This is a genomic window from Sinorhizobium sp. BJ1 (assembly GCF_002531555.1).
Classification (GTDB): Bacteria; Pseudomonadota; Alphaproteobacteria; order Rhizobiales; family Rhizobiaceae; genus Sinorhizobium; species Sinorhizobium fredii_B.
On record NZ_NWTH01000026.1, the window covers coordinates 69,916 to 84,645 of the forward strand.

The window sequence follows — 14,730 nt, forward strand, 5'->3', positions numbered from 1 at the left end:
GCCGCAATGCGCGTCCAATTAGGCGGTTTCGTCAAGTTGGCGGCGCAGACGGCCAGCCAGATCCTGAATGAACTGCCAGGCGACGCGGCCGGATCTCGATCCCCGCGTCGTCGCCCATTCCAGCGCCTCGGCGTGAAGTGCCTCGCCCTCGACAGGCAGGTGGAAATAGCGCGCATAGCCATCGACCATGGTCAGATAATCGTCCTGGCTGCACTTGTAGAAGCCGAGCCATAGCCCGAAACGATCCGAAAGGGAGACCTTTTCCTCGACCGCCTCCGAAGGATTGATGGCGGTCGACTGTTCGTTCTCCATCATGTCGCGCGGGAGAAGGTGCCGGCGGTTCGAGGTCGCATAGAGCACGACATTCGCCGGGCGCCCCTCGATGCCCCCGTCGAGAACGGCCTTCAGCGACTTGTAGGATGTATCGTCGTGATCGAAGGAAAGATCGTCACAGAAGACGATCACCGGCATCGGGGCCTGCCGCAGGATGTCCATCAGGGCGGGGAGGGACGCGATGTCCTCACGATGCACCTCGACGAGCTTCAGGTCGCTGCCGCCATCGCGCGCCACCTTCGCGTGAACCGCCTTGACCAGCGAAGACTTGCCCATGCCGCGCGCGCCCCAGAGGAGCACATTGTTCGCCGGATACCCTTGCGCGAAACGAAGCGTGTTGTCGAAGAGAATGTCGCGGACATGGTCGACGCACGTGATCAGCGAGAGATCGATGCGATTCGGTTTGGTGACCGGTTGCAAATGGCGGGTGGCGGGAGCCCAGGCGAAGCACTCGGCCTCGCCCCAGTCGTTGTCCGCTGCCGGCGGTCCGGCAATCCGGTCGAGCGCTGCCGAAAGCTTCTGCATTTCGTTGATCAGAACGTCGAGCTTACTTTCGCGCATCTGCATTTCTCCAGGAATTTTGGTCTGCAGCCCTCACGGAACATACGGAGCCACCGCAATTGCTTGATTTGTCGGGCCGCTTCTCCTCCGGCCGTTGCGATTTTGTCGGTAGCACGGCGGTTTGCGCTGGAAAAGCCTGGCTGCACGCGCTCAAGGGGTTCTCCTGTTGCGGAAATTATGTCAGAGGCAGGAGCAACGGAGAAGGGTGCCGGCATTTGTGTCGTGGGATTGCGTCCCTATATTCCCGACGGATTTCGCGCGGGCAAGGTAACCGCGTGGGTTGAACTCAAGGAGTGATCGATGTTCATTACCGAAGCTTTTGCGCAGACTGCCGCCCCCGCCGCCGGCGGGACCGACATTTTGATGTCCATCCTGCCGTTCATCCTGATCTTCGTCGTCATGTACTTCCTGATCATTCGCCCACAGCGTGCGCAGATGAAGCGTCGCGAAGAGCTCTTGAAGAACATCCGCCGCGGCGATCAGGTCGTTACCGGCGGCGGTATCGTCGGCAAGGTGACGAAGGTCGTCGACGATTCGGAACTGGAAGTGGAGATTGCCGAAGGGACCAAGGTCCGCGTGATTCGCAGCGGCGTTTCCGAAGTTCGGGTGAAGGGTGAGCCTGTCAAGGAATAAAGCTCGGCTGCCACGACCGGCCGGGCCTGGCGATGGAGCATTTCGAGGCATGCCCACACTCTCGCCGTTGAAGAACACCCTGATCTGGCTGGTCGTTCTGGCCGGCTTTGCATTTGCTTTGCCGAACATCGTTCCGAGAGAGCAGCTTGCCGGGTGGCCAACATGGCTACCGCATCGGCAGGTGCCGCTCGGCCTCGACCTGCAGGGCGGATCCGACATCGTCCTCAAAATCGACCGCAACAGCATCGTCGTCGAGCGGCTGGAAGCCACGATTGCGGCGATTGCCCAGGCGCTGAGGGATGCCGACATCGGCTATACGGGCCTTTCCGGCAGTGGTCAGCAAATCCAGTTTCGGCTGCGCGATGCGGCGAAGGCGGTGGCTGCGCGCCAGGCGCTCAGCGCACTCACCGCGCCGGTTGAAGCGCCTGAGCAGGACGGAAGCCCGATCCGGGAATTGGTGGCTGACGAGACCACCGCGGTGGAGCCGCTTCGGCTTCGACTGACGGACGAGGGGATTGATTTCCGACTGTCTGCAGCGCTCACCCAGTCGATCGAAGTGGTGCGCCGCCGCGTCGGGGAGGTGGTGGCCGTGGAGCCGGTGATCCGGCGTCGCGGCAGCGACCGCTTGAGCATCCAGATACCCGGCTTGGACGACCCGCAACGGCTCAAGGATCTCCTGGGCCAGCGCGGCAATGTCGCCTTCCGGTGGCTCGATCCATCGATGCCGCCGCAGCAGGCGCTCGACACGCGGCCACCAGCCGCATCGGAAATTCTCTATTCGCTAGACGATCCGCCGGTTCCCTATCTCGTCGAAAGGCGGGCGTTCGCTTCTGCCCAAGACTTTACCGATGCGCTACCCGGGCTTGATGAGACCCGCGAGCCCGTGGTCGATATCAAGCTGGCGGCCGATGCATCCCAACGGCTCGTATCGCTGTCGCAATCCGCTTCCCGGCGACAATTCGCCATCGTACTCGACGGACAAGTGATCTCGACACCGGCGCTTGGGGACGTCATCGAAGGCGATATGGCTCGGCTCTCCGGCGATTTGTCCGAGGAGGGAGCGGCAAATCTCGCCGCATTGCTAAGAGCCGGGCCGCTTCCCGTCTCGCTGACAGTGATCGAAGAGCGCACCGTCGGTCCGGAAGTCGGAACGGATGCCATCGCAAACGGCCTCAAAGCCGGGCTGGTCGCGGCAGCCGCTGTCGCCGCTTGCATGATCGGCTTCTACGGCTTCTTCGGCCTTGTCGCGGTGGCTGCGGTCATCGTCAACGTCGTGCTCATCGTCGCAGTACTGTCGCTCCTCGGCATAACGCTGACCTTGCCGGGGATCGCCGGGATCATTCTCACCATCGGGGTCGCGGTCGATTCGAACGTGCTCATCTACGAACGACTGCGAGAAGAGGTGCGCAACAGCAGCGAACCCTTGCGCAAAGCCCTCGACAACGGTTTTTCGCGCGTATTGAGAAGCATAGTCGACGCGAACCTGACCATGCTGATCGCGGGCGCCATACTCTTCTTTCTAGGTACAGGAGCCATAAGAGGGTTTGCGGCGACGCTTGCGATCGGCAGCGTGACGACCATCCTGACGGCGCACAGCCTCACGCGCCGGCTTATCCGCGGTTGGTATCGCCGCCGCCGGCCGAAACATCTGCCGAGGGGCATCCGTACAGGCTTCTTTGCTGAGGCCGATATCCGATTCATGGCCCTCCGCAATCCGGTCTTCGTGCTGATGGCGTCTCTCTCGCTTGCCTCGCTCGTCCTATTGGCGAGCCTTGGCCTCAACATGGGTGCCGACTTCAAGGGTGGTTCTCTCTTGGAACTGCGGTCGAAGGCAGGCGCTGCCAACGTCGCGGACCTCCGCGCCCGCCTTGACGGGCTGAACCTCGCAGAGGTCCATATCCAGGAACTTGGCTCGGTGCGGGATATCCTGCTGCGTATCCCTTCGCAGGAAGCCGGCGACAATGCAGACCAGACTGCGATGGGGCTGGTTCGCGCCGAACTCGAAGATGACTACAGCTTCCGGCGTGTCGAAGTCGTCGGCCCCGCGGTTTCCGGAGAACTGACGCGCGCAGGAACCCTCGCCGTCGCAGCGGCGATACTCGCCATCATCTTGTATGTCTGGTTCCGCTTCGATTGGAAGTTCGCTGCCGGCGCCGTCATCACCACGCTTCACGATGTGCTGTTGACCATGGGCTTCCTCGTGGTGGCCGGCATAGAATTTAACCTCGCGAGCCTCGCCGCTCTTCTGACGATCGTCTGCTATTCGCTAAACGACACGATGGTGATCTACGACCGCGTTCGGGAGAACCTGACGCGCTATCAGCGGATGCCGCTTTCGGTTTTGATCGACGCATCGATCAACCAGACCCTGTCGCGTACCATCCTCACCGCAATGACGACGGCACTGGCCCTCGTTGCGCTTTACCTGTTCGGCGAAAGTCGTCTCGTGCAGTCCTTCAGCGCGACGCTGCTCTTCGGCGTGGTTATCGGGACGATTTCATCGATCTACATCGCTGGGCCGGTTCTCATTCTCTTCAACCGCCGAAACAATCGCCTCGGCGGGGCGTTGGGAGGACGCGGTACGAGCCCGCATGACACAGCAACGGGTGCGGCTTGATTATGACAAAAGGTATAGAAATGCGTGAAGCGCACTTCCCCGGACGTGCGCCGATCGACGCCTACGGCAATGGCGGCTTTCGCTTCGCCGACATGTCGCACGTCGGCTCGGTGCTGATGCTGCCATCCGGCATCTATGCCTGGGACGTCGCCGAGGGCGACCCTTTGACGACTGACAAATTCCGGCGCGTCCTGGATGAGGCCCAGGAGATCGAAGTCCTGCTCGTCGGTACCGGTCGTGAAATCAGGCCCTTGCCGGCAGATCTGAAAGCAGCACTGAAAGCCGCCAACATTTCGTCCGATCCGATGAATACCGGCGCAGCGGTCCGCACCTACAACGTCATGCTGGCAGAATCACGCGCCGTCGCTGCAGCACTGATTGCGGTCTGATCGAGTATCGAAGGAATCCCAGCGTGCAAGAGCCCGATGCCCAGATCCTCGCGACTCTGCGGGACACCGATCGCGATCGCTATCTTGCATGCCTGCTCGCCCCGCCGGAAAAGCGGCGTTCGCTTGCCTGTCTCTACGCCTTCCACGCCGAGATTGGCCGTGTCCGCGACATGATACACGAGCCGCTCCCTGGCGAAATTCGGCTGCAATGGTGGCGTGACCTCCTGGAAAACCGATCGGGCGGTGAGGGCCACCCGCTGGCGGAGGCGTTGCTCGGCTGCATTGACGAGCATCGTCTGCCCGTTGGCGTTCTACAGAACATGCTCGACGCGCGGATTTTCGATCTTTACGACGATCCGATGGAGGACACGACGGCGCTGGAAGGCTATGCCGGCGAAACGGCGTCGGCACTCATTCAGCTTGCCTCACTGATACTCGACCCGGCGAATGCCGCGAAATCGGCGGATGCAGCAGGGCATGCCGGCGTTGCTCAAACGATCGCCGGGCTGTTGCTGCTCCTGCCGATCCATTCTCGGCGGGGTCAGGTCTATTTTCCCGCCGATCTCCTGCGGGCGACCGGGCTCGACAGGGAAATGCTGCTCGGCGGCCGCGACGAGGCGGCGATCGGCCGGGCCGTCCGCGCCTTCTGCGGGCTCGGCCGGGATCATCTCGCCAAGGCGCGCAGCGGTTTGAGTTCAATCTCTCCGCAAAATTTCTCTGCCTTCGTTCCCGTCGCTCTTGCCGAGCCGATTTTCGAGCGCGCCGAGGCCGCCGGCGCTCGGATCCTCCGGCACTCGATCCAACCGCCCCAGTGGCAGCGTCAATGGCGGATGTGGCGGGCCGGCCGCCGCCGGCGTTTCTGACGGCAATCCCTGCCGGTCGCGTTTCTGTCCAAGCTGGCGCAAGCCTCGAGCGATAGAGGTTAGGCCTTATAAATACCTCTCGTCCGAAAGGGACGGATGATGCTCTGGTTGATACTTATCGCTCTGATTGTGTTCGTCGGTGCGTTTTATGTCTGGATGAATGCGCGCGCTGAAAGCGACGCCAGCAATCCCGACACCGGTTCGGCGATGGTCGAGTTTGGCCGCGCTTTTCCGGAGGAGGCGATCCGGGCGCTGCATTCGACCACCGATGGCAAGGCCATCTTCCTCCGTCTGCACGACGGCAAGGCCGGCTTCATCCAATCTCACGGCACGCATTATGTTTGCCATGTCATTCAGCCCGGGAAATTGCGGGTGAACAGCTCCGAAAGCGGGCATGGGCTCATCGTGCATTTCCCGGATTTCGCCTATCTGGACAATAACTTCGAATTTCGCACCGCTGCCGAGGCGGCCGAGGTGTCGCTGTGGCTGCTCGGCAGCTTCAACCCAAAAACCGGGATCGACGCACCGGTGGATGGGAGAGTCGCGGTGCAGACGATCGACTGAAGCCGTCAGGCGGCTTCGTGCGCCAGCCAGTCGGCGCAGTCCTTTAGCGCCCGTGCCGCGGTCGCCTGCTTCTTGGCAAGCGCCTTTTCCTTGCCGCGGAAGCGCTTGGCACCCTCGGGCCTGGTGAGCGCACCCGGCTCCAACGGCGGAAACAGGCCGAAATTGATGTTCATCGGCTGGAACGAGCGCTTGCCGGGCTCGTCGTCGGAAACGATGTGCCCGCCGGTGATGTGATTGAGGAGCGCGCCGAAGGCGGTCGTGGCGGGCGGCAGCGATGGCGCTTCGCCCTTGCGTTCGGCAGCGGCAAACCGTCCGGCGAGAAGCCCGATGCTGGCACTTTCAACGTAACCCTCGCAGCCGGTGATCTGGCCGGCGAAGCGCAGACCCGGGCGGGATTTCAGCGTCAGCGAACGATCCAGCAGGATCGGCGAGTTGATATAGGTGTTTCGGTGCAGGCCGCCGAGCCTTGCGAATTCGGCGTTCTCGAGGCCCGGGATCATCCGGAAGACTTCCGTCTGGGCGCCGTATTTCAGTTTGGTCTGGAAGCCCACCATGTTGTAGAGCGTGCCCAGCGCATTGTCCTGGCGCAGTTGCACGACGGCGTAAGGCTTGACCGAGGGATTGTGGGCATTTGTCAGCCCCATCGGCTTCATCGGGCCGTGACGCAGCGTTTCACGGCCGCGTTCCGCCATCACCTCGATCGGCAGGCAGCCGTCGAAATAGGGCGTGCCTTCCCATTCCTTGAAGCCGGTCTTGTCGCTGTCGATCAGCGCATCGACGAAGGCGTTGTACTGCTCCTGCGTCATCGGGCAGTTGATATAGTCCTTGCCCGTGCCGCCGGGACCGACCTTGTCGTAGCGCGACTGGTACCAGCACACATCCATGTCGATCGTCTCGGTGTAGACGATCGGCGCTATGGCATCGAAGAAGGCGAGCGCGTCGGCGCCGGTTTCGTGGCGGATCGCCTCGGCGAGAGCGGGGGCGGTCAACGGACCGGTGGCGACGATCGCGAGGTCCCATTCCTTGGGCGGCAGATCGCCGATTTCCTCGCGAACGATCGAGATCAGCGGGTGGCTTTCGATCCGGGCGCTGACCGCCTGCGAGAAGCCGTCCCGATCGACGGCAAGCGCGCCGCCGGCGGGCACCTGGTGGCGATCGGCGGCCTGCATGATCAGCGAGCCCGCTAGGCGCATTTCCGCATGCAGCACGCCGACGGCATTGCTGGCGGCATCGTCGGAGCGGAAGGAGTTGGAGCAGACGAGTTCGGCGAGACCATCGGTCTTGTGCGCGTCCGTGCCGCGCACGCCGCGCATCTCATGCAGAATGACCGGCACGCCCGCCTCGGCGATCTGCCAGGCAGCTTCCGAGCCGGCAAGCCCGCCGCCGATGACGTGAATGGGCGAATAGGGGGAGGTAGTCTTGTTCATGCGCGGCTTCCTACCACAGCCATTCCGTGCTTCCAACAAAAACGGCGCCCGTGGGCGCCGTCTTTGAAGTCCAGGCTCCGTTCCGATTAACGGAAGGAGCGAGCCGCGATGTTGCGGATATCGTAGCGGGTGATGCCGATGTCGCTCAGCGCGTGGTTCGAGAGGCCGCCGAGCTCGGCGACAGTGCGGCGGTAATTGATCCAGCTCTTTGCAATGCGAATGGGGTTCATGGTCGTTCCTCAGATCGGTTGGGCGCGACAGTGATTTGTCTGCGTCGTTGAGGTTCTTATACGCTTGTCTAATTGGGAGATGGAGTGCAAAGAAAATGCATCTGCTATGCATTTGTGCACTGCGTCGCTGATTTGATGAGCAAGGGCATGAGCGAGCCCGAAAATGCATCACACCACGGGGCGGACGTAAAGGGCGCCTAGGCTGCATAGGGTATTGTTTCGCCGGAGTTTTCCGGCTGCCAACTGTTTCGCTAGCAGGGGCACCCTAAAGGGGGCCGTGGGCGGGGATTTCGCAGGCGCGAACAAGGTGCGGTTTCGCCACCCGATTTTGGCGATGTCTGCAAAGAAAAACGCCCGCCGGCGAGTGCCGGAGGGCGTTTTGAACCAGTGCTTGTCTAGTGGATTACTTGACTGCCTGGCGGGCAACGTAGGGAATGTCAGAGCGGCCGATGCCGAGATCGTTCAGCTCGCGGTCGCTCATGCGGCCGAGCTCGCTGCAGGTCTGACGATACTTGCGCCAGTTATTGAAAGAACGTGCGAGGTTCATGATCCTATTCCTTTCAGGGTCGTTTGCCAGCGCTCTATCTCTCTTGCTGGCCATCATCTTATGGCTCTGAATATAATCGATTTGCGCGCCGAAAACAGAGACGATGCTGCATCGCACCCATGCAGGTTTTGCAATCCTCCGCCGGCCGTTAGCCCAGTCTTTTATTGGACCGGTGCGCACCTCGAAACCGCCCCGGATGGAGCAGAACAGGTCGGAATGCTGGCTGACTAGAACAAAAAACAACGCCCGCTGGGGGAGGAGATCCAGCGGGCGTTGCCTGTTCTGATTGGCAACTGGGAGGAGGAGTGTCGCCAATCCGTATCGGGAGCGCTGGGAGGAGGAGTGCGCTGCCGACCGATGATCTGAAGATAGGCTCGCACCCCTAATTTGTATAGGGACACTGTGGAATGGCACATATGCGCCTGCTGCATGGCTGGAGGGCCCGCTTTAGCTGAAGTGCTTCAATACTGGGCAACTTCGCCCGGGTAGCTCCGGAAGCGTGATGGTTGCTTCGCAGGTGCAATAAAAAGCGCCCGCCGGGGGAGGAGGTCCGGCGGGCGTCATTAAGGTGATTGGCAACCGGGAGGAGGAAAGTTGCCAATCCTATCGAAACAGCGATGGGAGGAGGAATGTGCTGTTTCGAATTCCGTCGAGCTGTCGGCTCGGGTCTTTCCGGAAGTCCGGGCGGCGACCAATTCGCGGGCTGCTTTGGCACTTCACCGCCGTCGCCGCTTTGATGTGTGGAATATAAGGCGGCCGCGCGGACTTGTGCAGTGCGATATCGGCATGGAAGATGTGCGTCTCGCGCAAATAGGCCTTTGCCGAAAAACCATTGGCCGTTTCACGACATCGACGCCGCAGCGTCGCGGGAATCACGTACTTGTACGGCGGGGGGGGGACGATGGTGCCCGGTGAGGGACTCGAACCCCCATGCTCTCGCGCTTGGACCTAAACCAAGTGTGTCTACCAATTCCACCAACCGGGCAACGGAGGGTACTCGCGAAGCCTGTAGAACAATGACAGGCATTTTGGCAAGTCTTGGATGAAGGCAGGGGCGACGGCTCCGAGCAGGGCGCGCCGATTGCCCCTTGGCCGGTATGTGCCCCCGCCGGCGCAGCCAAGAACTCCACGGCTCCGGCACCGGAAATGCTTGCCATTCGGCGGTTATCGGGTGTATTTGGCGCCCGTGACACCGCGAAATGTGCCATGACTCCGTGACGCCCTGTCGAAAGTGACGTGGCGATCGCGGCTAAGTGATTGAGTTCACTGTCCTCTGGTAGCTGGACATTGCGTGGCGATGAATTGGCCCTGGTGCGGCGAGGCGAGAACGTTCATGTCTTGCCGATCAAACCGGGACAATATCGCGGCCGCATGTCGGTATTCGACGGTGAGGAGGGCGGGCAAAATGCCATTTTGCTTGCAAAACGGTTGCGGAATTGCGTAAAGCCACTCCCGGCAAATGGATCGGCTCAAGTGCTCGCCACACCTTTCGGGGCAAGAGCACTGTCAACGTGAAGTGAAGGTTTGAACATGCAGGTTATCGAAACGCTCGCTCAAGGGCTGAAGCGCGAACTCAAGGTCGTAATCCCGGCCGGTGAAATGGAAGCTCGGATGAACGAGCGTCTGGCCGACGTGAAGGACCGTGTCCGCATCAACGGCTTCCGTCCCGGCAAGGTGCCGGTCGCGCATCTGAAAAAGGTCTACGGCAAGTCGATCATGGCCGAACTCGTCAACGAGATCGTTCGCGAAAAGCCGACCGAAATCCTCACGGGCCGCGGCGAGAAGTCGGCTACCCAGCCTGAAGTCGCCATGACCGAGGACGAGGCCGAAGCCGACAAGATCCTTAAGGCTGAAGCCGATTTCGAGTTCACGCTCGCCTACGAGATCATCCCGGCGATCGAACTCAAAGATGCGACCGGCATCAAGGTGACCCGCGAAGTCGTTGACATCAGCGAGGACGAAGTCAACGAGCAGATCCTGCGCATCGCCGAAAGCGCGCGCACCTATGAATCGAAGAAGGGCAAGGCAGCCAACGGCGACCGTGTCACCATCGACTATCTCGGCAAGGTGGACGAAGTCGCCTTCGACGGCGGCAAGGACGAGGACGCCGAACTGGTTCTCGGCTCCAACCGGTTCATTCCTGGCTTCGAAGAACAGCTCGTCGGTGCCAAGGCTGGCGACGAGAAGACGATTACGGTCACCTTCCCGGCTGACTATCCGGCCGCCAATCTCGCTGGCAAGGAAGCAACCTTCGACATCACCGTGAAGGATGTCGCCGGCGCCGCGCCGATCGAAATCAACGACGAACTGGCAACGAAGCTCGGGCTCGAATCGGTCGACAAGCTGAAGGAAATCGTCCGTGGCCAGATCGAAGGCCAGTACGGCTCGGTCACCCGCCAGAAGGTCAAGCGCCAGCTGCTCGACCAGCTCGACGAGCTCTACCAGTTCGAGACGCCGGAGCGGCTCGTCGACGCCGAATTCGAGAACATCTGGCGCCAGATCAACACCGACCTCGAGCAGGCCGGCAAGACCTTCGCCGATGAGGACACGACGGAAGAGGAAGCTCGCGCCGAGTACCGCAAGCTCGCTGAGCGCCGCGTCCGCCTCGGCCTCGTTCTCTCTGAAATCGGCGAGAAGGCCGGCGTCCAGGTGAGCGATGACGAAATGCAGCGCTCGCTGTTTGAGCAGCTGCGTCAGTTCCCCGGCCAGGAAAAGCAGATCCTCGACTACTTCAAGAACACCCCCGGTGCCGCCGCTTCGCTGCGCGCCCCGCTCTTCGAAGAGAAGGTCGTCGATCACCTGCTGTCGGAAGTCTCGGTGACCGACAAGACCGTCTCCAAGGACGAGCTGATGGCTGAGGACGAAGCCGAGGATAAGCCGGCAAAGAAGGCTCCCGCCAAGAAGAAGGCGGCTGCCAAAGCGGAAGCTGCCGAAGGCGAAGAAGCAGCAGCTCCGAAGAAGAAGGCTCCTGCCAAGAAGAAGGCTGCGGACGAAGGCGCCGAGTAATCGAGCTTTCCCGAATACTTTAAAAGAGGCCGCCTCCGGGCGGCCTTTCTCATTTGCGAGAAAGTAAAAGGCCGCCGAAACCGGCGGCCTGACTTGCGGGAACCGAAGGGATTGCGCCTATACCGCCTTGATCTCGCCCATACGGTTCCAGGCGTCGAGCCCGGCGATCTTGTAGGCCTCGGCAAGCGTCGGGTAGTTGAAGGTGTTCTCGACGAAATATTCGACCGTGCCCTTCAGGTTCAGGACCGCCTGGCCGATATGGACGAGCTCGGTGGCGCCTTCGCCGATGATGTGCACGCCGAGCAGGCGCCGGGTCTTCAGCGAGAAGATCATCTTCAGGAGGCCCGCATCGAGCCCCATGATGTGGCCGCGCGATGTTTCGCGGAACCGGGCGATGCCACACTCATAGGGGATGCCGCGATCCTTCACTTCCTCTTCGCAAAGCCCGCAGGTGGAGATTTCCGGCACCGCATAGATGCCGTAGGGGAAGTACTTTTGCGGCTCCTTGGCGATCGCGCCGACAGCGACGCGCGCTGCGACGCGACCCTGTTCCATCGAGGTCGAGGCGAGGCTCGGGAAGCCGACCACGTCGCCTGCGGCATAGATGTTCGGAACGGCGGTCTGGAATGTTTCCGGATTGACCTTCAGGCGCCCGCGGCTGTCCGCTTCGAGACCGGCAGCCGCGAGGTTGAGTGCATCGGTTGCTCCCATGCGGCCGGCGGCGAACAGGACCATTTCCGTCGTGATCTTGCGGCCATTGTCGAGGGTAAGCATGACCTTACCATCATCGAGCCGCTCCACCTTCTCGGCTTTCTGGCCGAGATTGAGTTTCATGTTGCGGTCCCTGAGCTGATAGGTGAAGTCCTCGACGATCTCCTTGTCGATGAAGTCGAGCATGGTGGTCTTGGGATCGATCACCGTCACCTGCGTATCGAGCGCGCTGAAGATAGTGGCGTATTCGATGCCGACGACGCCGGCGCCGATGACCACCAGCGAACGCGGCAGATTCTGAATCTCGAGGAGCTCATCGCTATCGAGAACGGTCCTGCCGTCGAACGGTATATAATCCGGTCGGAGAGGTTTCGTGCCCACGGCCAGCAGGATGCTGGTGCCGGAAACGTGCATGCTCTCGCCGTCATCCTTGACGATCTCGAGCGTGGTCGGGCCGACGAAGCTCGCTTTGCCACGGATGTGCTGGACGCGGTTTCGCGCAAATTGATGCTCCAACACCTCGACCTCGTGGTTGAGCGTGATGATCAGGCGCTGGCGCAAGTCTTCGGCGCTGATCTCCTGCTTCACCCGATAGGAACGGCCGTAGAAGCCGCGCTCGCGCCAGCCCGAGAGGTTGAGTGCCGTTTCGCGCAGCGTCTTGGATGGAATCGTGCCGGTGTGGACGGAGACGCCGCCAACACGTTTACCCTGCTCGATGACGAGCACTCTCTTGCCGAGCTTGGCAGCCTGAATTGCGCCTCTGCGGCCGGCCGGACCGCTGCCGACGACGATAAGATCGAACTGGTTCATGAACGCTTCCCTTGAGCCAAGCGAGAATCGTTTTTGCGATGCGGCAAAATTCGCGCAACGGACATCTATATCGTCAATCGGACGGTTTGATGAAGTAGCAATGCCGCAACGATCTGTTCTGGATGCGTCCGATGCCAAACATCGCTATGCTGCCTGCGTTCGGCGGCGAGAAAGGGAGAATGGTCAGGCATGGCGCTCGAGTGGATGAAGGGTGCAGCGAACGGTGCGCAACCCGTGCACGATGGCGACGCGCCAGCGGTCGAAGGAACGGCGAGCCATCGGCACGGCGTCGTGGCGGCTGCCGTCTATCAGAACGGCCGGCGCGTTCGCGACATAGAGATCGAAGAGGCCGGAGGGTGGCGACATCGCGAGAACGCCGTCGTTTGGATCGGCCTGCACGAGCCGGACCAGCAATTGCTGCGCCAAGTGCAGGAGGAGTTCGACCTGCATGATCTGGCGATCGAGGATGCCGGCAAGGCGCATCAACGTCCGAAGCTTGAAATCTACGGCGATGCGATCTTCGCCGTGGCACGAACCGCTCATATGGTCGATGACGAGATCGCCTTCGGCGAGACGCATCTCTTCGTCGGGCGCGGCTATGTCGTCTCCGTTCGTCACGGTGCATCGACGTCCTATATGGCGGTGAGGCAGCGCTGCGAATCCTCGCCGGGAGCGCTTGCCCATGGCGAAAACTACATTCTCTATTCGATCCTCGATTTCATCGTTGATAACTACATGCCGGTGGTCGAGGCGATCCACAGCGAGGTTGAGGAACTGGAGGATCGGCTGTTGCGCTCACGGCTGGACAAGGCGGATGTCGAGCGGCTCTATTTGATGCGCCGCAATCTGCTCAAACTGCGCAATGCTGTCGTGCCTTTGGTCGATGTCTGCCGCCGTCACGAGCATCTCGAACTGCCTGGCATGGACGCGGCCATGCAGCCGCTCTTCCGTGACGTCACCGATCACGTTCGCCGCGTGCAGGAGGACATCGACGCGCTCCGCGAAGTGTTGGCCTTTACCTTCGAGGCAAGCCTGATGATCGGTCAGTCGGAGCAGACGGAAATCTCGCGCAAGCTCGCCTCATGGGCGGCGATCCTGGCAGTCCCCACGGCAATCGCCGGGATTTACGGCATGAACTTCGAGGACATGCCGGAGCTCCGGTTCCGTTATGGCTATTTCGTCGTATTGGCTGTGATCTTTGGGCTCTGCGCGACGCTTTACCGGTTCTTCCGACGGGCGCGGTGGCTTTGATTCGGAACCGGAACGGTTCTGCGCGAGCCTTATTTAGAACAGCCGCAGCCCCTTCATGCTGACGTGTCCGTCCTTGCCGATGATCACGTGGTCGTGGACCGTGATGCCGAGCGGCTTGGCCGCCTCGGCGATCAGCTTCGTCATTTCTATATCCGCGCGCGACGGCGTCGGATCGCCGGACGGATGGTTGTGCACCAGGATCAGGGCGGTTGCGGAAAGCTCCAGCGCACGTTTGACGACCTCGCGCGGATAGACGGGCGTGTGATCGACGGTTCCCTGCTGCTGCACCTCGTCGGCAATCAGCGTGTTGCATTTGTCGAGAAACAGGATGCGGAACTGTTCCTTCGTTTCATGCGCCATTGCAGCGTGACAATAGTCGATCACGGCGCTCCAGGATGAGAGGACCTGCTTGTTGCGCAGCTCGCTCTTCAGCATCCGTTGCGCTGCGGTCGCGACGAGTTTCAGGTCGAGCGCGACGGACTCGCCGATGCCCTTGACCTCCTGCAAAAGCTGCTGCGGCGCGCCGAAAACCCCGGCCAGCGTGCCGAAGCGAGCAAGAAGGTCCTTGGCGATCGGCTTCGTGTCGCGGCGGGGTATGAGGCGGAACAGAATGAGTTCGAGGATCTCGTAGTCTGCGAGCGCCGCATCGCCCTGTTCCCGATAGCGAATCCGTAGCCGATCCCGATGGCCGTGATAGTGCGCCTCGGCGGTGCCGCCAAGCGTCGGCGCCTTGTCGAGCTTGCGCGTCTTCCGCTGAGCGAAGAACTGCCGTTCGTCGGCGGGATCAG

The 14,730-nt window shown here is 61.4% G+C and carries 12 protein-coding genes, 1 tRNA gene and 1 pseudogene; 7 read left to right on the top strand and 7 right to left on the bottom strand.

The genetic code is table 11. The features are described from left to right. Window positions 1-18: 18 nt before the first annotated feature. Entirely contained in the window at window positions 19-894 is an 876-nt protein-coding gene (locus tag CO676_RS25915; protein WP_097523210.1) for an ATP-binding protein, read from the bottom strand. Between the two features lie 300 nt (window positions 895-1,194). Here CO676_RS25915 and yajC point away from each other — a divergent pair, with 300 nt between their 5' ends. The 5 genes from yajC to CO676_RS25940 all read left to right on the top strand — a co-directional run bounded on the left by yajC (window position 1,195) and on the right by CO676_RS25940 (window position 5,960). Further along, window positions 1,195-1,527 carry a preprotein translocase subunit YajC gene (gene yajC, locus CO676_RS25920; protein ID WP_014764277.1) on the top strand — a complete coding sequence of 111 codons (333 nt, stop codon included), beginning with the start codon at window positions 1,195-1,197 and terminating at the stop codon, window positions 1,525-1,527. A 49-nt stretch (window positions 1,528-1,576) separates the two neighbouring features. Further along, window positions 1,577-4,144 carry a protein translocase subunit SecDF gene (gene secDF / locus CO676_RS25925; protein WP_097523191.1) on the top strand — a complete coding sequence of 856 codons (2,568 nt, stop codon included), beginning with the start codon at window positions 1,577-1,579 and terminating at the stop codon, window positions 4,142-4,144. A gap of 2 nt (window positions 4,145-4,146) precedes the next feature. After that, window positions 4,147-4,533, top strand: a complete 387-nt coding sequence (locus CO676_RS25930) for an Mth938-like domain-containing protein (protein ID WP_179875648.1) — start codon at window positions 4,147-4,149, stop codon at window positions 4,531-4,533. A gap of 23 nt (window positions 4,534-4,556) precedes the next feature. Next, the gene (locus CO676_RS25935) at window positions 4,557-5,396 is read left to right on the top strand and encodes a phytoene/squalene synthase family protein (RefSeq protein ID WP_097523192.1); all 840 of its coding nucleotides are present in this window, start codon (window positions 4,557-4,559) and stop codon (window positions 5,394-5,396) included. A 99-nt stretch (window positions 5,397-5,495) separates the two neighbouring features. Then, window positions 5,496-5,960, top strand: a complete 465-nt coding sequence (locus CO676_RS25940) for a hypothetical protein (RefSeq protein WP_097523212.1) — start codon at window positions 5,496-5,498, stop codon at window positions 5,958-5,960. A gap of 5 nt (window positions 5,961-5,965) precedes the next feature. On the opposite strand, the gene trmFO is transcribed toward CO676_RS25940, so the two are convergent. The 4 genes from trmFO to CO676_RS25965 form a co-directional block, all read right to left on the bottom strand. Next, window positions 5,966-7,387: a methylenetetrahydrofolate--tRNA-(uracil(54)-C(5))-methyltransferase (FADH(2)-oxidizing) TrmFO gene (gene trmFO, locus CO676_RS25945; protein ID WP_097523193.1), complete on the bottom strand. Its 1,422-nt coding sequence runs from the start codon at window positions 7,385-7,387 to the stop codon at window positions 5,966-5,968. A gap of 86 nt (window positions 7,388-7,473) precedes the next feature. Further along, window positions 7,474-7,617 carry a DUF1127 domain-containing protein gene (locus tag CO676_RS25950; protein ID WP_014764283.1) on the bottom strand — a complete coding sequence of 48 codons (144 nt, stop codon included), beginning with the start codon at window positions 7,615-7,617 and terminating at the stop codon, window positions 7,474-7,476. Between the two features lie 403 nt (window positions 7,618-8,020). Continuing rightward, window positions 8,021-8,164: a DUF1127 domain-containing protein gene (locus tag CO676_RS25955; protein ID WP_014328243.1), complete on the bottom strand. Its 144-nt coding sequence runs from the start codon at window positions 8,162-8,164 to the stop codon at window positions 8,021-8,023. Window positions 8,165-9,066: 902 nt separating this feature from the next. Next, window positions 9,067-9,149: transfer RNA gene (locus CO676_RS25965), tRNA-Leu, on the bottom strand. A 545-nt stretch (window positions 9,150-9,694) separates the two neighbouring features. Between CO676_RS25965 and tig the strand changes: the two genes are divergently transcribed. Beyond that, window positions 9,695-11,170 (top strand): trigger factor, encoded by a 1,476-nt coding sequence (gene tig, locus CO676_RS25970; protein ID WP_014764284.1) that lies wholly within the window; start codon window positions 9,695-9,697, stop codon window positions 11,168-11,170. Window positions 11,171-11,287: 117 nt separating this feature from the next. Here the strand turns inward: tig and sthA are convergent, their stop codons facing one another. Continuing rightward, window positions 11,288-12,691 (bottom strand): Si-specific NAD(P)(+) transhydrogenase, encoded by a 1,404-nt coding sequence (gene sthA / locus CO676_RS25975; protein ID WP_097523194.1) that lies wholly within the window; start codon window positions 12,689-12,691, stop codon window positions 11,288-11,290. A gap of 189 nt (window positions 12,692-12,880) precedes the next feature. Here sthA and CO676_RS25980 point away from each other — a divergent pair, with 189 nt between their 5' ends. Then, window positions 12,881-13,942 carry a magnesium and cobalt transport protein CorA gene (locus tag CO676_RS25980; protein WP_097523195.1) on the top strand — a complete coding sequence of 354 codons (1,062 nt, stop codon included), beginning with the start codon at window positions 12,881-12,883 and terminating at the stop codon, window positions 13,940-13,942. Window positions 13,943-13,975: 33 nt separating this feature from the next. Here the strand turns inward: CO676_RS25980 and radC are convergent. Then, window positions 13,976-14,728: pseudogene (radC, locus tag CO676_RS25985) on the bottom strand (DNA repair protein RadC); the annotation flags it as partial. Window positions 14,729-14,730 lie beyond the last annotated feature (2 nt).